This is a genomic window from Rheinheimera soli (assembly GCF_031457405.1).
Classification (GTDB): Bacteria; Pseudomonadota; Gammaproteobacteria; order Enterobacterales; family Alteromonadaceae; genus Pararheinheimera; species Pararheinheimera soli_A.
Genome location: NZ_JAVDWR010000001.1, coordinates 833,632 through 852,722 on the forward strand (window position 1 = coordinate 833,632; position 19,091 = coordinate 852,722).

Consider the following 19,091-nt stretch of genomic DNA (forward strand, 5'->3'; position numbering starts at 1 on the left):
CGACTAAAAAGTCGGTCTTAAAGTTGGTTGCGGGAGCCGGATTTGAACCGACGACCTTCGGGTTATGAGCCCGACGAGCTACCAGGCTGCTCCATCCCGCGTCCGTATTGACAGTTGAGCAGTAACTATCAGGATTTAAAACATACACTTTATTGGTTGCGGGAGCGTGGTTTAAACCGACGACCTTCGCCACGGGGTTATAAAGAGGAGCCCGAGGGCCAAACTACTTTAAAACACCAATCAATAATTGGTTGCGGGAGCCGGATTTGAACCGACGACCTTCGGGTTATGAGCCCGACGAGCTACCAGGCTGCTCCATCCCGCGTCCGTAACTTAACACCGAGCAGTATGTGTTAAGACCTTAAATGCAATCACGAATTGGTTGCGGGAGCCGGATTTGAACCGACGACCTTCGGGTTATGAGCCCGACGAGCTACCAGGCTGCTCCATCCCGCGTCCGTGTTTGCGGGGCGCATAGTAGAGCTTTTGGCATAGCAGCGCAAGGCTTAATATCAGTAAATTCCAAAGAAGTGAACTGACTGCACAATTATTAAACGCATAGGTCTTTAAGTAGACGATAGCGGCTGTTTCTGAAGTAGCAGCAGCGCAAATCTTTGTTTTTTTGAGCTGAAAAACATCCCAATGCTTTCGAAAGCGCTTCTGTTATAATGTGCGCCATTTTATTGCAGGGCAGATCATATGTTGGAATTCTGGGCCTTAACATCTAAAGGTGTTGAAGAGCTATTGGCGGATGAGATCCGTCGTTATCAAGGCGAAATCATTAAATTAGGCATGGGCGTGGTTCGCTTTAAAGCTGAACTTAAGGATGCATATCAGCTGTGCTTATGGTCGCGTCTGGCGACCCGTATTATGCGCCTGGAACAATCCATCGAAATTGATGCCAATTCAGACTTGTATCAGGTCGCCATGCGCATTAACTGGCCTTCCTTAATGCGGATGGAACAAAGCTTTGCTGTCGAGTGTGTGGGGAAGCACCCAACCATAGACAATACCCAGTTTGGTGGCATGCGAGTGAAAGATGCCATAGTGGATCAGTTCCGCGAGCGTTATGACGAGCGTCCAAATGTTGATCGTCTGGATCCGGACGTCCGCTTTCAGGTGCGTTTAGAACGTCAGTTTTTCCATTTCTTTCAGGATTTCTCTGGTCCTTCACTGCATCAGCGTGGTTATCGTAAAGAGCAGGGCGAAGCGCCATTAAAAGAACACTTAGCTGCGGCATTATTATTGCGCTCAGGTTGGAAAGCCGATCAGCCTTTATATGACCCATTTTGTGGTAGTGGCACTTTATTAATAGAAGCAGTGCTGATGGCCCGTCAGTTAGCCCCAGGTTTAAAGCGGGAGAAGTTTGCTTTTGAACAGTGGGGTGACCACCAGCCAGAACTCTGGCAACAATTGCGTGCAGAAGCTTTAGGCTCACGTCAGGCTATTGCTGAAGGCGTTACTTTTGTCGGTAGCGATACCGATGAGCGCACCTTACAAAAAGCTCGTCAGAACGCAGCCCGTGCTGGTGTGGCAGATTTTATTGAATTTGTTACCCAGGATGCGACACAAATTCAGTCTGCTGTATGCGAAGGCAAAGGCGTTATTATTACCAACCCACCATACGGTGAGCGTTTAGGGGATTTGCCAAGCCTTATTCCTATTTATGCTGAATTCTCCTTAGGCCTGAAAAAAAACTATCAGGGCTGGCGTTTAGCCATTATTACTTCAAGCCCCGATTTATTACGTGCGCTGAAGTTATCCAAAGCCAAAAGCTATAAATTCACTAACGGTCCGCTGGATTGTGAATTTACTATGTTCGATTTGACCGAACAGCAAGTGCAGGTCAATGCCAACAGTCAAAGTGCAGCTTTGTTTTATGCGGAAAGTGAGTCTTTTGGCAATCGCCTGAAGAAAAACGTCAAGCAGTTAGAGAAGTGGGCGAAACGCGAAAACATCAGTTGCTACCGTATGTACGACGCCGATATTCCGGAATACAACGTTGCTGTCGACTGGTATGACGGCGAAGTAGTGATCCATGAATACGCCGCACCTTCTAATGTTGATGAGCAAATAGCGCAAAAACGTTTGTTTGATGTGGTGAACCTTGTGCCTAAGGTGCTGGGTATTAGCAGCGACAAGCTGGTATTAAAAGTTCGTGAAAAACAAAAAGGTAAGGATCAGTATCAGGCGCTGGCCAAGGCCGGTCAGTACAAAGAAGTTACTGAGTATGGAGCTAAATTTTTAGTCAATCTGCGTGATTATCTGGATACCGGTTTGTTTTTAGATCACCGCGTGACTCGTTTGGCTATTCAACAGCAAGCCAAAGGCAAAAAAGTATTGAATTTGTTTGCCTACACAGGCACTGCTTCTGTGCATGCCGCTTTAGGTGGTGCTTTGTCTGTTACTACAGTGGATATGTCAAATACCTATCTGGACTGGGCAAAACGCAATTTCCTTATTAATGGTCTGGATGGCAAAGCCTATCAGTTTGTGCAGGATAACTGTCTGGATTGGCTCAAAGGCTGTAAAAACCAGTTTGATTTAATTTTTGTTGACCCGCCAACTTTTTCGAATTCGAAACGGATGGAAGATACCTGGGATGTGCAACGTGATCACGTCAAGTTGCTGACTATGGTAGGCCGTTGTCTGGCGCCTAATGGCAAAGTAATTTTTTCCAACAATAAAAGACGCTTTAAAATCGACAAAGCAGAACTGGAAGAAGCGGGTTGGATCATCAAAGATATTTCAGCCCAAAGTTTGCCGGAAGACTTTAAACGTAATCCCAATATTCACGTTTGCTTTGAGCTGTTTAAGCGGGTTGAAGAGTAAGTTTTCATGCAAATAAAGCTTTACAGCACCTGGGGTTGCCATTTGTGCGAGCAGGCCGGGCAGCTTTTGCTGCAGGCCGGTTTGGAGGGTGCTGTTGAAATTATAGATATAGTGGACGAACCGGCTGCTTTTGAGCGTTATCGCGTCCATATTCCGGTGTTAAAAGTGAATGAACAGGAACTGTTCTGGCCCTTTGAACTTGAACAGATACAACAACTGCTGCGTCAGCAGTCGTCAGGATTATAAAGAGTGGAATTATTACGTTTTCAGCAAGCCAGCCTTGCTTTTGGTACACACCCCATTTTAGATAAAGTGGATTTCAGTTTATTTGCCGGCGAACGCGTCTGTTTAGTTGGTCGCAACGGTGCGGGTAAATCATCCTTTTTAAAAATATTGACCGGTCATCAAAATCTGGACGATGGCCAGGTGGTGCGACAAAATAATTTAATTATCAGCCGCTTAGAGCAAGATCCACCAGCTCGCGTTGATATTAAAGTGGCCGATTTTATTCGTGAAGGCGCCGGTGACTTAGCTGAAAAGCTACAGCGTTTTTATCATCTGGCCGATCATTTCTCGGATGCAACCGAAGCTGAACAACGTGAATTTGGCACCTTGCAGGCAGAACTGGATACCCGTCATGGCTGGCAGTTAGAAAACCGCATTCAAGAGCTGTGTCTGCAGTTTGAAATGGACCCGGAGACCACCTTAGCTTCATTATCAGGTGGCTGGTTACGTAAAGCCGCCTTAGCCAAAGCTTTAGTCTCACAGCCCACCGTATTACTATTGGATGAACCGACTAACCACCTGGATGTAGCAGCTATTCAATGGCTTGAGCAGTTCTTTATGAACTTCAAAGGTGCGATCATTTTTATCTCGCACGACAGGGCATTTATCCGTGCTTTGGCCAGCCGTATTATCGATTTGGACCGTGGTGAACTAACGTCACATCCTGGTAACTACGCCGAGTATCTGGAGCGTAAACAGAAGCTGCTGGAAGTGGAGCAGCAACATAATGCGCTGTTTGACAGAAAACTGGCAGAAGAAGAAGTCTGGATCCGTCAGGGCATTAAAGCCCGTCGTACCCGTAACGAAGGTCGCGTGCGCGCTTTAAAAGAGCTGCGAAACGAACGGGCTGCACGGGTTGAACAAATGGGCAAGGTTGAATTTGCCATTGAGCAATCGCAAAAATCCGGCAAGCTGGTGTTTGAAACTAAAGATGTCAACGTCAGCTTTAAAGGCGAAACAGTGCTGAAAGACATCAACATTTTAGTAATGCGTGGTGATCGTATTGCCTTGGTGGGCCCAAACGGTGTCGGTAAATCGACCTTAATCAAAACTTTGCTTGGCGAATACAATGCCGACAGTGGTGAAATTAAACGTGGTACGAACCTTGAAGTGGCCTATTTTGACCAGCACCGTATTCAGCTGGATTTAAATGCCACAGTGCAGGACAACGTGGCTGATGGGAAGCAGGAGATCATTCAGAATGGCCAGACCCGTCACGTACTGAGTTACCTGCAGGATTTCTTATTTGCACCTGCGCGAGCCAGAACACCAGTCCGGGCTTTATCAGGTGGCGAGAAAAACCGCTTATTGCTGGCGCGTTTATTCGCCAAACCAAGCAATTTACTGATCCTCGATGAACCGACCAATGACCTGGATGTAGAAACGTTGGAGCTGCTTGAAGATATTCTGCAGCAGTATCAGGGCACTGTGCTTTTGGTCAGCCACGACCGTGAATTTGTTAATAATACAGTGACCAGCTCGCTGTATTTTGCTGGTCAGGGCAAGGTGGTCGAGATAGCGGGTGACTATGAAGACGTAGTGGCGTATCAAAAACGGCAGCAAAACAATGTAAAAGCTGTTGAAACTGTGCAAAAAAGTGTAAAACCTGTCGAAGAAAAGCCTGTTGAGCTTTCATCCACAAGCAGTAAGAAGTTATCATACAAAGAGAAAAGAGAACTGGAACTATTGCCCGCTTTAATCGAGACACTTGATGCAGAATTAAGTGCCTTGCAGCAGCAAGTCAATGATCCACAATTTTTCCGGCAAAATGCCGATTACACCCAAAAAGCGTTGAACCAATTGCACGAGGCTGAGTCGAAGCTCGCGCACGCCTATGAGCGTTGGGAACAATTAGAAGCATTAAATCAGCAGTAACAGGGGACCTGAATGAGATTATCGCCCGTAGTATTAGCCTTATTACCCGGCCTGGCCGCCAGCTCAGCTTACGCCGCTGTTTATCAGGTTCAGGAGCTGGCAGAGATCAACACAGTCCGCTCACAGTTTGGTGCTGCGTTGAATGACAATGGTGATGCTGTAGGTTCTGGGTCATTTATCTACAATTTCCCTGTCGATATCAGCTCTATTGATTTTGAAAATGCCAGTTTGGTAGCCGCTTTAACGGCTGAAGCAATAGAACAAATTAAACAAGGTAATATCAGCGCGTCTTCACAGGCTGTTTTAATCAATTATTTGAGTGCTAATAGTTTAGACACTAAAGTCCAACGATATACAGATGTGATGGCTTTTGATCTGGTGACAGGTGAGCAGGTAAAAATCCGCGAACAAGCATCGGCTCCAACCAACAGAGAATACCTCTACGACATTAATAACAGTGGAAATGCTATTGGTGTTGCGACAGCAACATACAGCCAGCAAAGTTTTACGCCGGAAGCCACTGAAGAAAAGCCTTCTCCTGAGACAGTCAATTTGTGGGTGCCAGATCTTACTTATTTAAAGTCCTATGTAGCGAACGGTAACAGCGTCACCCCATTGCCTATTCCTTTTGAAAACTTTGGTGGTGGTTTTTCTTCAGCAATAAAGATCAGCGAAGACAACTATATAGCGGGTTCTGGCAGTGTATCCATGATGGAAACTACTCAGAAGAGTATTGAAACAGCCTGTACTGGAAAAACCAGACCGATCAATAGTTGTTACAATGAATTCGTTGGTGGTTATATAGAACGTGCTTTGGTCTGGAAAATGAACGAGGCCGGGCAAGTTTCAGCACCTGTCCAATATGGGATCTTAGGTCCGGTGATTGAAGGTTCTGCTGAAAACTTTTACGTTAGCCGGGCTTTGTCTGTCAATGATGATGGTGTCGCTGTTGGCTACTCTAGTTATACCGATGAGGAACGCAGGGTCAGCACCAGACATGCTACCGTCTTTCATGAAGGTGAAGTCTCAGCAGTTATAGATCCTCTGGAATGGAATTCCAGTTTGGCAACTGATATTAATAATCAAAATATTATTATCGGATCTGCAAACACCACTTTTAATGGTTTACCGACGAACAGGCTGTTTGTATTTGATTACAATACAAAAACACTGACTTATCCCAATGGTTTTTTTAATAGCTCGGATACCAACCCTATGGCTATTAACGAGAATAACATGGTAGTAGGTTCTGCGGATATGTTACCTACTGATGGTACAACAAGACGTAAAGTAGCCTTTTTGTATGATATCGAAAACGATAGTTTCACTGATTTAAATACTTTATTGCCTTGTGATTCAGCTTTTACTTTGGTTGAAGCCAAAGATATCAACAATAATAATGAAATCATTGCCAATGCTGTGGTTTCCGTAGAACAACGTGATGCCAAAGGTGAAGTGGTAAAAGACAGTGCAGGCAATCCAGTCATGGAGAACGTATCCAGAGCTGTAAAACTGACGCCTGTTCCTAATGGCACTATAGAAAGCTGCCAGGTAGCAGACGACGAGACTTATAAACGTCAAGGCGGTTCATCCACTTGGTATAGTTTATTGTTGTTGCCATTGCTGCTGCTAAGAAGACGTTTAAGCTAGTTGATAATGACTGAGCATTGTTAAAACCAGACCCGCGAAAGCGGGTTTGTCGTCTCTGAGATCATCGGACTTGTGTTTTCGGCCATTTCTCATATTCGTTCTGGAAAGGCTGCAGGATCACTGTTATTCACAGCTTCAGCTGCCGAAAGTGGACATCATGAGCGATGTGAGTAAATAGTTACCCCTGGCAATTCAAAAAAATTAAATTATTTTGTCATCAAATCTTAAATAACTTCAGGTTCTTACTTAATGTCAATAGGGGGAGGCCAAGTTTATTAGTGGAACCTTTTTGGCATCTCGACTATCTATTAAGGTGCAACGTAAGTTGTTTGCTTATTTATCAGATCGAGGAAGATTGCCTTATGAAAAGACAGAAAAGAGATCGTTTAGAACGTGCTCATGCTCAAGGTTATCGCGCCGCTGTCACAGGTCGCTCAAAAGAGATTTGTCCTTATCAGAATTTAGACACCAGGTCGCAATGGCTCGGAGGGTACCGGGAAGCGATGGAAGACAAAGGGACTGGTTTGTTTGCCAGAGGTCAATAACCAACGAATTCAGATAACAAGGCCCCGATAATCGGGGCCTTGTGCATTTTGTGTTTTAAACTACGAAATCAGAAGCGGGCTTTTACACCTAAAGTGAAAGAACGACCTGGCAGAGGTGCATCTTCCTTGACAAAGGAGCTATGCACAAAACCCAGTTCATCCGTCAGATTGTTCACTTTGGCAAAAGCAGTCAGATCCAGATCATTTAAATTAAAGTAATAACTAAAGCCCAGATCGAGGATTTGATAAGAGCCGGTTGCACTTTCAGTTGCAGCAACACGGTTTTGCTTCATGTAATGAGTCCAGTCAATATTCGCTGACCAGTCCTCTGCTGAATAGCTGTAACCTGTGCCTACTTTCACTGGTGGGATACGGGGTAAATCTCCGCCGTTATCCAGCTTGGCCCGCACTGAGTCAATAAAAAACTCCAACTGTTGTTCAGCGCTCAGCTGATAAGCCATAGCGAACTCTGCACCATATAAAGTGGCATCCTGCTGCTGGTAATGGAAGATAGAAAATTCGCCATTTTCGTCATGATCGCCGTGGTCATCATGGTCGTGATCATGATCTTCATCTGCATGGGAGTGCAGGTCGGCCATAGTTAAACCTGAATCTCTCATATGCAGGTAGTTATTTACTTTGTTGTAGAACAGGTTGTAAGTGAAAGTAAAATCACCTTCATACTTGCGTAAGGTCAGATCGATGTTGTTCGCCACTTCTTTTTTGAACTTGATGTCAGACTCTGAAATCTCTCCATCTTGATCCAGGTTGTAGGCTAAACCTAATTCGTAGGTACGGGTAGCGATATGGGCACCGTTTGAATACAGCTCGGCAGCGCTTGGCGCTCGTTCAGAACGGCTGATGGATAAAGCTGCATTGTAACCGGGCTGGAAGTTCCAGACTAAGCCAGCAGACAGACTCGACGCCGTAAAATCATGTTTTACATCCTCAGCATGGTGTTCGTCTGCCTCTTCTTCCTCATGGTGATGTTCAAACTCAATGCCAGTGGCTTTGTAATCGACGTGCTCAATGCGGGCGCCTATCTGAGCTGTGAAATCTCCAAAACTGCGCTCTTCCAGCACAAATAAGGCGTGGGAATCGGTTTTGGTATCTGGTGTGAAGGCTTCTTCACCTATCGCCTGATAATCGCTTTGTTGCAGGTGATAACCAAAAACACCATGCCAGCCGGCAATAGTTTCATGTTCAGCAGTAAAGCGGCTCTCAAAGCTGTCATTCTTAAAGGTGGTACCAATAACGCCTTCTTCTATTTCGTGATGTTGATAGCGGGTCAGAGCGCTGCTAAAGGACAAGGTTTCAATACCATGAAAAGGTTTATACAGCTCACCAGCCAGGCCATATCTGTCTTGCTTCACTTTGGCAAATACAGCTTCTTCTGTATGTTCATCCTGGTCATCATCATGCTCGTCGTGACCATCCTGTTCTTCATGATGATGGTGATGACCAGGAATACCATACTCACTATCGATATGACCTATGGAAAAGCCAATCAAGCCTTTATCGGTGATCCAGCTTAAACCACCATTCACCGCTGAATTATTCAGCCAGGAGTTTGCCAGTTGGTCTGAGCTTTCGCCTTGATCATTGGTAAAATCCGGCACATCATAGTTCCCGGTTTTACGCTTAAAACCATCCAGGTGCCAGGCGACTTGATCCTGACCACCATCATGAGTCATGGCTGCAGTTTTCTCATCTGCACCTGAGCTATAACGCGTTTCTATTTGAGTGCTGGCAGGACGTAACTGCCGTGGCAGTCTGTTGTCGACCACGTTCACTACACCACCTACAGCGCCACTGCCGTATAATAAAGTGGCAGGACCGCGTAATACTTCAATTTGCTCAGTGGTGATGGCATCAGCGCTGATGGCATGATCCGGGCCAATACGGGATACATCGGCAGAATCAAGGCCGTTATTTAAAATTCGTACTCGTGGGCCATCCAGACCCCGTAAAATCGGACTGGAGGCCACAGGGCCATAATAGTTGCTGTGTACGCCAGGCATCGACTTTAAGGTTTCACCTATAGTAGGTGCTGTTTTACGGCTAAGTTCTTCACCTGATAACACAGAAACAGGATTAGCCATTTCCAAATCGTATTGATGCAAACCTGAAGCTGAGACCACAATACGTTCCACGCCACCAGACTGCAGTTGTACTTTAAGTTCGTTGTTGTTTGACAAAGTAACAAACTGATCGCCATAACCTTTGGCTGAGATATGCAGTTCGGCGCCCGCTGGGGCCTGGATGGTAAAGCGGCCGTTTTTGTCTGCATAAACATATTGCTGACGGCCATGCACATGCACACGAGCCTGTTCAATGGCTTTGCCGTCATTATCCAGCACTACACCATTCACGGTGATGCTTTGTGCTACAACCTGGGCTGAAAATGCCGAAACAACCAGCATCGCAACAGGAGAGAATTGAAAAAGAGAAGGGCGCATTGAAAAACCTATTACCGTAGTTAATGATTGTGATGTTATAACATTTTTGCGGATTAACGATTCAGACGCAAGTACTTTTGTGATGAAGTAACATTAATTTAAGATTTAGCTTCGACACTCTGAAATCTCATGTTTTAATATCGACATAATAATGCTCGAGTAATCAAAAGGATAAGCTATGGAGTTCTGGCCGGAATTTTTACTGATCGCTTCTGTTCATTTAGTGGCTGTAGCAAGCCCGGGCCCCGATTTCGCCATAGTGTTACGTTATGCCGTGCGCTACGGCCGTACTATTGCGCTCTCTGCCAGTATTGGTATAGGTGCTGCTATCCTTTTGCATGTGTGTTATTCACTGCTCGGTTTAGGCTTATTGATTAAAACGACGCCATGGTTGTTTACGCTGTTTAGTGTGTTGTCTGCTGGCTATCTGGCTTATTTAGGCTGGCAGGCGATCCGTAGTGGTGCAGCAGCACCACAGGCAGAAGAGCAGGTTGAAGCTATATCCGCAGCGCCTTCATTGCTCAAAGCTTTTACTTCAGGTTTTGTCACTAATGGTTTAAACCCTAAAGCCACTTTGTTCTTTTTGTCCTTGTTTGCTGTCATTATTTCGCCAGTTACACCACTTTCTTACAAAGTGATCTATGGTCTTTATATGGCCTTCGCAACAGCGGCCTGGTTTGCATTTTTATCTGTAATCCTAACTCGCGAAAAAGTAAGGGCTTTTTTACTGCTAAAAGGCTATTGGTTTGACCGTTTGATGGGCGCTGTATTACTGGCACTGGCTATGCATCTGATTTACGGTGCAATTCAATCTCAGCTACACTAAACAGAGGTTGTTGCCGATACCAACGAGGTGTCTGTATGCAAGTGATGAGCAAAGTGATACGGCTGGATCTGAACTACGCGTCAGAGGCCAGTCATTTTTATCAAAAACGGACCTGTTATATAGCGCCTTATAAAACTGAGCTGGCTGAACACTTTGCCCGTCGCATTCTGGCTTATCTGTCGTTTTTTGAATCCTCCCCTGAGCTGGCCAAAACAGAAAGCGCAGGTAAAAGCCCTGACTTGTTTGTCAGCGACAACGCTGATCATATTAAGTTGTGGTGCAATGTCGATTTACTCAGTGAAAAGCATATGCAACGCGCCAGCCATCAGGCCGATCAAGTCATTTTGTTTTTGGATGAAGCACAGCAGAAAAAGATCAAAAGCCAATATAAGCAGTATTTTAAAAACGTACGCTTTCATAGTTTGAGCCATCAACACCAGCAGGAGTTTTGTGCCATGCTCAAAGGCCATATGCATTTGGATCTGTGGCGGGAAGACGACAAGCTACTGATCACAGATGGTGAGCATACCTTCGAACTTGAACTCTTCTCAGCGGCACAATGGCAACATTAAAGCCCTCAACTTGTCATTTCATTTCCAGTCGTTATAATGCACGCCCGTATTTTTGCCCCGGATTTACGGTCCGGCTTTGCAGAAGGTGAATCAAAAAATGTACGTTGTTGCTGCTTTATATAAATTTGTCGCTTTACCTGATTATGTTGCCTTGCGTGATAACCTCTACCAACATTTGGTGCTGAACAAAGTCAAAGGGACCTTGTTACTGGCCGAAGAGGGTATTAATGGCACTATTTGTGGCCCACGTGAAGGTATTGATGCAATGCTGCAGTGGTTTGCCGCCGACAGTCGGTTTGAAGGCATGTCATATAAAGAATCTTTTGCAGATGAGCAGGCGTTTTACCGCACTAAGGTCAAGCTGAAAAAAGAGATAGTCACTATGGGCGTGGAAGGGATAAACCCTGCTCATATAGTCGGTACTTATGTCAAAGGTGAAGCCTGGAATCAGCTGATTTCAGATCCTGAGACTATCGTTATCGATACCCGCAACGACTACGAAGTCGCTATCGGCACTTTTAAAAACGCCGTCAATCCCAATACCACCAGCTTCCGTGAGTTTCCGGACTGGGCGGAGCAAAATCTGGATAAAACTAAACACAAAAAAGTGGCGATGTTTTGTACCGGTGGTATTCGTTGTGAAAAATCTACAGCTTTTCTAAAAGAGCAGGGCTTTGAAGAGGTGTACCACCTGGATGGCGGCATTCTGAAATATCTGGAAGAAGTACCAGAACCAGAAAGTTTGTGGCAAGGTGAATGTTTTGTATTTGATCAGCGTGTTGCGGTCAAGCATGGCCTGGAGCAAGGCAGTTACGACCAGTGTTACGCCTGTCGCATGCCATTATCCCAAGACGAAATGAAATCGCCCCTTTATGTGCAAGGTTTAAGTTGCCCGCATTGCCATGACAAAATTACTGAAGAGCAGAAAGCATCTTTTGCCGAGCGTCAGAAGCAAATAGCTCTGGCGAAAGAGCGGGGTGAACAACACATCCGCGATGGCAAAGTGGAATTCTAAATCCTGTATCTTAAAAAAGAGCCTTCACGGCTCTTTTTAGCATGTTATGCTCAGGAACAATACCAGCCTGACCCGCAGCGTTTTAGTTCAGACGACATTTGTCCCCCTTCCTTGCATTTAATTTAATAATTCATCTATTAAATAGAACGAAATGTGCTTAATTTTGGGCTTTTAAACCATCCTCTGGAAAGATAAGCTGGTTCTACTAAGAGGGTAAACTATGGCAACAGAAAATAAAGGCTACAGCTGGACAGGTATTGTATTGCACTGGCTGGTGGCTGTGATGGTGATTGGGCTTTTTGCCTCAGGCTTTTGGATGGTGGATTTAAGCTACTACAGCAGTTGGTACAGAACTGCGCCTTTCTGGCACAAAAGTGTGGGGGTATTGTTGCTGGCTCTGATGCTGTATCGCTTACTCTTTCGCCTTGTGAAAGGAACTGCTGCGCCTTTGTCCAGCCACAGTAAGGCTATACAGCGCGCCAGTCATCTGACCCATCTGACTTTATATGGCCTAGTCTTTTTGATTATCTGTAGCGGTTATCTGATTTCTACTGCGGATGGCCGCCCTATAGAAGTATTTGGCTGGTTTGATTTGCCATCAGCCGGTCAGTTGTTTGCCGAACAGGCAGATAGAGCTGGCCTGGTTCATAAGTTTGCAGCTTACGGTTTAATTGCTTTAGTTCTTTTGCATGCAATGGCCGCTTTTAAACATCACTTTTTTGATAAAGACGACACGTTAAAACGAATGCTTAAACCTTAAGACTTTACTACGAAAGGAGATTGGAATGAAAAAATTACTAATTGCCGGGTTGTTGACATCGATGTTGGCAGCACCTGCACTGCAAGCCGCAGACTACGAAATTGATACCCAGGGTGCCCACGCATTTATTCAGTTTAAAATCAGTCATTTAGGTTACAGCTGGTTATATGGCCGTTTTAATACCTTTGCAGGTACATTCAGTTATGACGCTGCAAAGTTAACAGATTCTAAAATTCAGTTAGAAATTGATACAAAAAGTATTGATTCTAACCATGCTGAGCGCGATAAACACTTACGCAGTCCTGATTTCCTGAACGTGGACAAACATGGCAAAGCCACTTTTGTCAGCACTAAAATAGTACCCAAAGAAGGTGCTGATTTTGATGTGGTGGGTAATTTCACGTTAAATGGTGTAACCAAAGAAATTGTGATCAAAGCCACCAAGCTGGGTGAAGGTTCTGATCCATGGGGTGGCTACCGTGCAGGTTTTGCCGGCACCACCAGCATCAACTTGGAAGATTTTGCCATTAAAAATATTCTTGGCCCGGCATCTGCCACTGTGCATTTGGATCTGACAGTGGAAGGTATTAAGAAGTCTTAATGCTGAATTGAGATGCTAAAAAATTGCCCTGATGTATTTTCTGATACTCAGGGCAATTCTATTTCTATATCTGTGATGGGAATGCTGCAGCAAGGCAAAATTTCGCCTTTTCGCACAAAAGCCAGCGGTTCGTTAATGTAGCTGACTGAACCTGACAGTAATTTACAACGACAAGCACCACAATAGCCTTCACGGCATTGGTAGTTCACTTGTTGTTTTTGTGCCTCAAGTGCATCAAGCAGGGTGCGCTGCTCAGGCCCAAACTCCAGGCTGAGCACATCCTTCACCACTACTTTAACCATGTCAGTGGTCGCAGATCAGAGATCAAAATCACCGAAGTCAGCGCCATCCATTTCGTTGTCGATTTGGCCTACTAAATAGGAGCTGATTTCTGATTCCTGTGGCGCTACCTGCACATTATCAGATACTAACCAGGCGTTGATCCATGGAATAGGGTTCTGTGTGGTGCTGAAAATTGGCTTTAAGCCCACAGCCTGCATTCTGTTGTTGGTAATGTACTCAACGTACTGGCATAAAATATCTTTGTTTAAGCCAATCATTGAGCCATCTTTAAACAAGAACTCAGCCCAGTCTTTTTCCTGCTCAGCGGCTTTACGGAATATAGCGTAAGCTTCTTCTTCGCATTCTTTGGCAATAATGGCCATTTCAGGGTCGTCTTCACCTGCAGCCATAATATTCAGCATATGCTGAGTGCCGGTTAAATGCAGTGCTTCATCGCGGGCAATCAGTTTGATAATCTTGGCATTGCCTTCCATCAGTTCACGTTCGGCAAAAGCAAAACTACAAGCGAAGCTGACGTAAAAACGAATAGCCTCCAGCACGTTCACCGACAAAATACAGATATAAAGCTTACGCTTCAGGTCATGCAGGCTGATGGTATGAGTCGTGCCGTTGACTTCATGAGTGCCGACACCACATAAGTGATACAGGCTAACAGAATTGATCAAATCATCGTAATAACGGGTAACGTCATCAGCACGTTCAACAATACGTTCATTCAGTAATATATCGTCAAACACCTTGTGAGGTTCGTTGGTGATATTACGTACTATATGGGTGTAACTGCGGCTGTGAATAGTTTCACTGAAAGCCCAGGTTTCAATCCAGGTTTCCAACTCAGGCAATGAGACTATAGGTAACAAGGCGACGTTTGGTGAACGGCCTTGTACTGAATCCAACAGAGTTTGGTATTTTAAATTGCTGAGAAATATATGCTTTTCATGTTCTGGTAACTGTTGAAAGTCGATTCTGTCTTTGCTGACATCCACTTCTTCAGGACGCCAGAAAAAGCTCAGCTGCTTTTCAATCAGTTTTTCAAAAATGCCATATTTCTGTTGATCATAACGGGATACATTCACCGGATTGCCAAAAAACATTGGCTCTTTCATTTGATCGTTATTCGTACGGCTAAAGGTGGTGTAACTCATCAGCAATATCCAGCTTATTATTAGTTATGCATACAAAAAGAGGGCTGCAAAGCAGCCCCAGACTTAAATTTTACAGGCGCCACCGGCACAACCATCGTCTTCCGCCGTCGCTTTGATGTCTTCCTGGATATCGGAAGCACCATCGCGGGTGTTGTGGTAGTACATTGTTTTCACACCCAGCTTATAAGCCGTCAGCAAGTCTTTTAACAAAACTTTCATTGGCACTTTGCCGCCTTCGAACTTGCCCGGATCGTAGTTGGTATTGGCAGAAATCGTCTGATCAACAAACTTCTGCATAATAGCCACCAGACTGATATAACCGTCGTTGTTTGGCATATCCCATAACAATTCATATTGGTCTTTCAAGCGATCGTACTCAGGCACAACCTGCTTTAAAATACCGTCTTTACTTGCCTTTATACTGATATGGCCACGAGGTGGTTCAATACCATTAGTCGCATTTGAAATTTGCGATGAGGTTTCTGATGGCATCAGTGCAGATAAGGTCGAGTTACGTAAACCGTGTTGCACTACATCTTTACGCAGCTGATCCCAGTCGTAATGCAAAGGTTCAGCACACACCTTATCCAGATCCTTTTTATAGGTATCAATAGGCATAATGCCTTCTGAATACGTGGTCTCGTTAAATTTAGCGCAAGGGCCAAATTCCTGTGCCAGCTTATTGGATGCTTTCATCAGGTAATACTGAATAGCTTCAAAAGTACGGTGCGTTAAGCCATTGGCTGAACCATCCGAGTACTTCACGCCATTTTTCGCCAGGTAATACGCATAGTTAATCACGCCTATACCTAAAGTACGGCGGTTCATGCTGGCGTGGTAAGCTGCAAGGATAGGGTAGTCCTGGTAATCCAGCAGGCTGTCTAAGGCTCGTACTGCCAGTTCTGCTAATTCTTCCAGCTCATCTAAATGTTCGATAGCACCTAAGTTAAAGGCGGACAGAGTACAAAGGGCGATTTCACCGTTTGGATCGTTGATGTCATTCAGTGGCTTGGTTGGCAACGCAATTTCTAAACAGAGGTTGCTTTGGCGTACTGAAGCAAACTTTGGATTAAACGGGCTGTGCGTGTTGCAGTGGTCCACGTTCTGTAAATAGATACGACCTGTGCTGGCGCGTTCCTGCATAAAGAGGGTAAACAGTTCGACTGCTTTAATACGCTTTTTACGGATTGAGGCATCCGCTTCGTATTGAACATAGAGCGCTTCAAACTTTTCCTGATCTTCAAAAAACGCATCATATAAACCCGGTACGTCAGATGGACTGAACAGGGTGATCATTTCATCTTTAATCAGACGGGTGTACATCAGGCGGTTAAACTGTACACCGTAATCTAAGTGACGTACGCGGTTTTCTTCCACACCGCGGTTGTTTTTCAGAACCAGCAAGGATTCCACTTCCAAATGCCACAAAGGGTAGAACAGTGTGGCTGCGCCACCACGAACACCGCCCTGAGAACAGCTTTTGACTGCCGTTTGGAAATGTTTGTAGAAGGGAATACAGCCTGTATGGAAAGCTTCGCCGTTACGGATTGGGCTGCCTAATGCACGAATTCGACCAGCGTTGATACCAATACCAGCACGTTGACTGACGTATTTGACGATAGCGCTGCTGGTGGCATTGATTGAATCTAAGCTGTCACCACATTCAATCAACACACAAGAGCTGAATTGACGGGTTGGGGTACGTACACCAGACATAATAGGTGTAGGTAATGAAATCTTGAACATAGACACTGCATCGTAAAAACGGCGCACGTAACTTAAACGTGTGTCTTTTGGATAATTAGCAAATAAACAAGCCGCAACCAGCATATAAAGGAACTGTGCACTTTCGTAAATCTGACCTGTCACCCGGTTTTGCACCAGGTATTTGCCTTCCAGCTGTTTTACTGCGGCGTAACTGAAATCCAAATCACGGCTGTGAACAATAAAACTATCCAGCTGTTCTAATTCTTCTTTACTGTAGTCCGCCAGAATATGGGCGTCATAACGCTTTTCTTCCACCATTTTGACCACATGGTCGTACAACTTTGGTGGCTCAAACTGACCATAAGCTTTTTTGCGTAAATGGAATACGGCCAGACGGGCAGCCATATATTGATAATCCGGCGTCTCTTTGGAGATTAAATCGGCAGCGGCTTTGATGATGGTTTCGTGAATATCAGCGGTTTTAATACCGTCGTAAAACTGGATATGAGAACGTAACTCAACCTGAGACACTGATACGTTTTGTAACCTCTCAGCAGCCCAATCAATCACACGGTGAATTTTGTCTAAGTCTAATGGTTCGCGCAGACCATCTCTTTTGGTTACGTATAATGTTTGAGTCATATTTTTCCGCCGAAAATTCCATCTCAATTGTTATTATTGTGTGCACAGAATTTCTCCTGCACAGCGAATTCACCCGCTTTTGGCTTCATTAGGTCAAACTCAACCGAGCGACACAACATCTAGGGGTGAAAGGAGAACGGATCACAAGATAGAGTGGATCACCTGCAATTGCAACCCCTGGAGCCGGGCTAAAAAAGCAACAAGTTAGTGTCCGCTAACGTGCGAAATAGGCTTTTAAAAACCTCTGCAGGGAAGCAATAGTTTTTCAGTAAAAAATCTATTTTGTCTGTTCGGTTAAATTTTAAGTGATTCACAAAATCACCTGCAAAGAGGTGATTTTTTATTGACCAGAAATATGAAAAAACTGAACTCAATCGAGGTATTGGATCAAGTCTGTAAAAGCAGAAATATGTAAATCTGCGCCCCAAAGTTCAGTTTTATCATCTGGTCCAACATAACCAAAATCACACATCACGGTTTGCATGCCAGCACGACGGCCAGCTTCAATATCACGCTCTGCATCCCCTATATACCAGCAAGAGCTTGCTGCGACCTTCATATAGTGAGCAGTCATCCACAACGGAGTTGGATCAGGTTTACGTTGTGCCAGGCTATCGCCGCCTATCAATAAGCGGCTTTGTAATAAGGCAGGTAACTGACGTTGTACTTTGGCGGCGAGCTTGAAAGGCTTATTGGTTACTATAGCCCAGGGAATGTTTCGTACCTCAAGTGCAGCAAATAACTCTTCAGCGCCCGGAAACAAGCCACTGTGCACGCCGCTATGTTCGTGGTAGTACTCCAGCAAACTCTGGCGTGCTTTTCCAAAATCAATGTCTTTTAGCGCTTCACCAAAACCGAGCTGCAGCAAGCCCTTAGCACCATGAGAGGCCATAGGCCGGTATTCTTCGTGGCTTTTTTCCGCCATGCCATGCTGTCGCAACACAAAATTCAACGCTGCTCCTAAATCCTGTGCGGTATCGACCAGGGTTCCATCTAAATCAAATAAGACGGCAGCCGGCTTTTTAAGTTGAATGAGTTGTTGAGTCATAGTGGTTTTTTCGCTACCACAAAATAATTCACATCCAGCCCAGGGCCAGTGCGGAAGGACTGATTCATAGGGTTGTAGTGCAGACCAGTGGCATCCACCACCTGTAAACCGGCATCGTCAATAAAACGCATCAGATCAGAAGGGCGGATAAACTTCTCAAACTCATGGGTGCCTTTGGGCACCAGCTTGAGTACCTGTTCAGCACCAACAATAGCCATCAGATAGGCTTTCCAGGTTTTGTTTAACGTAGAAAACACCAGCGTCGCACCGGGTTTCGCTAAATCAGCACAAGCCTGAACCACAGACGCAGGCTCCGGTACATGCTCCAGCATCTCCATGCAGGTCACCAAATCAAAGGCGCCTTGATTGGCTGCTGCAAAATCTTCCGCAGTACTTTGCTGATACTGGACGGACACGGCAGATTCCAGCGCATGCAATTTAGCGACAGTTAAAGCTTCGTCAGCCATATCAATGCCAGTGACATTAGCACCGGCTTTTGCCATCGCCTCAGCCAGAATGCCACCACCACAGCCAACATCTACAGTTTTTTTACCGAAGAAGCCTTGCACCTGATCACTGATAAAGGCCAAACGGCAAGGATTCAGTTGGTGCAACGGCTTAAACTCACCGGACGGATCCCACCAGCGAGAGGCGATTTCATTAAACTTGGCAATTTCGGCCGGATCAACATTGGAAGAGGGGTTCATAAGCGTATCCATTTAAAATTTTGCCTATTATAAAGCCTTGATCTGTTTGAGCAATCACCAGACACATCTGTACAAAGCACAACAGAACTGGCAAGGTATTTTTTCTGTGGTAGAATCCG

Annotated in this window: 16 protein-coding genes and 3 tRNA genes; 10 read left to right on the top strand and 9 right to left on the bottom strand. The window is 45.1% G+C overall.

The window, feature by feature from the left end; genetic code table 11:
* Positions 1-24: 24 nt before the first annotated feature.
* The 3 genes from J2W69_RS03755 to J2W69_RS03765 all read right to left on the bottom strand — a co-directional run bounded on the left by J2W69_RS03755 (position 25) and on the right by J2W69_RS03765 (position 456).
* A tRNA-Met gene (locus J2W69_RS03755) sits at positions 25-101 on the bottom strand.
* Positions 102-248: 147 nt separating this feature from the next.
* Positions 249-325, bottom strand: a tRNA-Met gene (locus tag J2W69_RS03760).
* Between the two features lie 54 nt (positions 326-379).
* Positions 380-456, bottom strand: a tRNA-Met gene (locus J2W69_RS03765).
* A gap of 243 nt (positions 457-699) precedes the next feature.
* Between J2W69_RS03765 and rlmKL the strand changes: the two genes are divergently transcribed.
* The 5 genes from rlmKL to rmf all read left to right on the top strand — a co-directional run bounded on the left by rlmKL (position 700) and on the right by rmf (position 7,187).
* Positions 700-2,832 carry a bifunctional 23S rRNA (guanine(2069)-N(7))-methyltransferase RlmK/23S rRNA (guanine(2445)-N(2))-methyltransferase RlmL gene (rlmKL, locus tag J2W69_RS03770; RefSeq protein WP_310274700.1) on the top strand — a complete coding sequence of 711 codons (2,133 nt, stop codon included), beginning with the start codon at positions 700-702 and terminating at the stop codon, positions 2,830-2,832.
* A 6-nt stretch (positions 2,833-2,838) separates the two neighbouring features.
* Complete coding sequence (locus tag J2W69_RS03775; RefSeq protein WP_310274702.1) at positions 2,839-3,078, top strand: glutaredoxin family protein; 240 nt, start codon at positions 2,839-2,841, stop codon at positions 3,076-3,078.
* A gap of 3 nt (positions 3,079-3,081) precedes the next feature.
* Entirely contained in the window at positions 3,082-4,992 is a 1,911-nt protein-coding gene (gene uup / locus J2W69_RS03780) for an ATP-binding cassette ATPase Uup (RefSeq protein ID WP_310274704.1), read from the top strand.
* A gap of 12 nt (positions 4,993-5,004) precedes the next feature.
* On the top strand, positions 5,005-6,642 hold the full coding sequence (locus J2W69_RS03785; protein WP_310274706.1) for a DUF3466 family protein: 1,638 nt from the start codon (positions 5,005-5,007) through the stop codon (positions 6,640-6,642).
* A gap of 362 nt (positions 6,643-7,004) precedes the next feature.
* Complete coding sequence (gene rmf / locus J2W69_RS03790) at positions 7,005-7,187, top strand: ribosome modulation factor (protein WP_008898994.1); 183 nt, start codon at positions 7,005-7,007, stop codon at positions 7,185-7,187.
* Between the two features lie 68 nt (positions 7,188-7,255).
* Here rmf and J2W69_RS03795 read toward each other — a convergent pair whose 3' ends face one another.
* Complete coding sequence (locus J2W69_RS03795) at positions 7,256-9,646, bottom strand: TonB-dependent receptor domain-containing protein (protein WP_310274708.1); 2,391 nt, start codon at positions 9,644-9,646, stop codon at positions 7,256-7,258.
* 178 nt (positions 9,647-9,824) lie between these two features.
* Between J2W69_RS03795 and J2W69_RS03800 the strand changes: the two genes are divergently transcribed.
* The 5 genes from J2W69_RS03800 (at position 9,825) to J2W69_RS03820 (ending at position 13,420) form a co-directional block, all read left to right on the top strand.
* A complete protein-coding gene (locus tag J2W69_RS03800) occupies positions 9,825-10,472 on the top strand; it encodes a LysE family translocator (RefSeq protein WP_310274709.1) in 648 nt (215 codons plus the stop codon).
* A 35-nt stretch (positions 10,473-10,507) separates the two neighbouring features.
* The gene (locus tag J2W69_RS03805) at positions 10,508-11,044 is read left to right on the top strand and encodes a YaeQ family protein (RefSeq protein WP_310274711.1); all 537 of its coding nucleotides are present in this window, start codon (positions 10,508-10,510) and stop codon (positions 11,042-11,044) included.
* Between the two features lie 97 nt (positions 11,045-11,141).
* The gene (gene trhO, locus J2W69_RS03810) at positions 11,142-12,059 is read left to right on the top strand and encodes an oxygen-dependent tRNA uridine(34) hydroxylase TrhO (protein ID WP_310274714.1); all 918 of its coding nucleotides are present in this window, start codon (positions 11,142-11,144) and stop codon (positions 12,057-12,059) included.
* A gap of 220 nt (positions 12,060-12,279) precedes the next feature.
* Positions 12,280-12,819, top strand: a complete 540-nt coding sequence (locus J2W69_RS03815) for a cytochrome b (RefSeq protein WP_310274716.1) — start codon at positions 12,280-12,282, stop codon at positions 12,817-12,819.
* 25 nt (positions 12,820-12,844) lie between these two features.
* Entirely contained in the window at positions 12,845-13,420 is a 576-nt protein-coding gene (locus J2W69_RS03820; RefSeq protein WP_310274717.1) for a YceI family protein, read from the top strand.
* A gap of 47 nt (positions 13,421-13,467) precedes the next feature.
* Here J2W69_RS03820 and yfaE read toward each other — a convergent pair whose 3' ends face one another.
* The 5 genes from yfaE to ubiG all read right to left on the bottom strand — a co-directional run bounded on the left by yfaE (position 13,468) and on the right by ubiG (position 18,972).
* Positions 13,468-13,722, bottom strand: a complete 255-nt coding sequence (gene yfaE / locus J2W69_RS03825) for a class I ribonucleotide reductase maintenance protein YfaE (protein WP_008899001.1) — start codon at positions 13,720-13,722, stop codon at positions 13,468-13,470.
* Between the two features lie 15 nt (positions 13,723-13,737).
* On the bottom strand, positions 13,738-14,868 hold the full coding sequence (nrdB, locus tag J2W69_RS03830) for a class Ia ribonucleoside-diphosphate reductase subunit beta (RefSeq protein WP_310274719.1): 1,131 nt from the start codon (positions 14,866-14,868) through the stop codon (positions 13,738-13,740).
* A gap of 63 nt (positions 14,869-14,931) precedes the next feature.
* Positions 14,932-17,217: a class 1a ribonucleoside-diphosphate reductase subunit alpha gene (nrdA, locus tag J2W69_RS03835; RefSeq protein ID WP_310274721.1), complete on the bottom strand. Its 2,286-nt coding sequence runs from the start codon at positions 17,215-17,217 to the stop codon at positions 14,932-14,934.
* Between the two features lie 370 nt (positions 17,218-17,587).
* Positions 17,588-18,265 (bottom strand): HAD family hydrolase, encoded by a 678-nt coding sequence (locus J2W69_RS03840; RefSeq protein ID WP_310274723.1) that lies wholly within the window; start codon positions 18,263-18,265, stop codon positions 17,588-17,590.
* Entirely contained in the window at positions 18,262-18,972 is a 711-nt protein-coding gene (ubiG, locus tag J2W69_RS03845) for a bifunctional 2-polyprenyl-6-hydroxyphenol methylase/3-demethylubiquinol 3-O-methyltransferase UbiG (RefSeq protein WP_310274725.1), read from the bottom strand. Before ubiG ends, J2W69_RS03840 begins: the two co-directional genes overlap by 4 nt.
* Positions 18,973-19,091: the final 119 nt, after the last annotated feature.

What these genes read in the sequence shown, in the direction of transcription:
- rlmKL (WP_310274700.1), top strand. Translation starts at nt 700, where the DNA reads ATGTTGGAATTCTGGGCCTTAACATCTAAAGGTGTTGAAGAGCTATTG.
- nrdB (WP_310274719.1), bottom strand. Translation starts at nt 14,868, where the DNA reads ATGAGTTACACCACCTTTAGCCGTACGAATAACGATCAAATGAAAGAG.
- yfaE (WP_008899001.1), bottom strand. Translation starts at nt 13,722, where the DNA reads ATGGTTAAAGTAGTGGTGAAGGATGTGCTCAGCCTGGAGTTTGGGCCT.
- J2W69_RS03785 (WP_310274706.1), top strand. Translation starts at nt 5,005, where the DNA reads ATGAGATTATCGCCCGTAGTATTAGCCTTATTACCCGGCCTGGCCGCC.
- J2W69_RS03775 (WP_310274702.1), top strand. Translation starts at nt 2,839, where the DNA reads ATGCAAATAAAGCTTTACAGCACCTGGGGTTGCCATTTGTGCGAGCAG.
- J2W69_RS03805 (WP_310274711.1), top strand. Translation starts at nt 10,508, where the DNA reads ATGCAAGTGATGAGCAAAGTGATACGGCTGGATCTGAACTACGCGTCA.
- trhO (WP_310274714.1), top strand. Translation starts at nt 11,142, where the DNA reads ATGTACGTTGTTGCTGCTTTATATAAATTTGTCGCTTTACCTGATTAT.
- ubiG (WP_310274725.1), bottom strand. Translation starts at nt 18,972, where the DNA reads ATGAACCCCTCTTCCAATGTTGATCCGGCCGAAATTGCCAAGTTTAAT.
- J2W69_RS03795 (WP_310274708.1), bottom strand. Translation starts at nt 9,646, where the DNA reads ATGCGCCCTTCTCTTTTTCAATTCTCTCCTGTTGCGATGCTGGTTGTT.
- nrdA (WP_310274721.1), bottom strand. Translation starts at nt 17,217, where the DNA reads ATGACTCAAACATTATACGTAACCAAAAGAGATGGTCTGCGCGAACCA.
- J2W69_RS03815 (WP_310274716.1), top strand. Translation starts at nt 12,280, where the DNA reads ATGGCAACAGAAAATAAAGGCTACAGCTGGACAGGTATTGTATTGCAC.
- J2W69_RS03800 (WP_310274709.1), top strand. Translation starts at nt 9,825, where the DNA reads ATGGAGTTCTGGCCGGAATTTTTACTGATCGCTTCTGTTCATTTAGTG.
- rmf (WP_008898994.1), top strand. Translation starts at nt 7,005, where the DNA reads ATGAAAAGACAGAAAAGAGATCGTTTAGAACGTGCTCATGCTCAAGGT.
- J2W69_RS03820 (WP_310274717.1), top strand. Translation starts at nt 12,845, where the DNA reads ATGAAAAAATTACTAATTGCCGGGTTGTTGACATCGATGTTGGCAGCA.
- J2W69_RS03840 (WP_310274723.1), bottom strand. Translation starts at nt 18,265, where the DNA reads ATGACTCAACAACTCATTCAACTTAAAAAGCCGGCTGCCGTCTTATTT.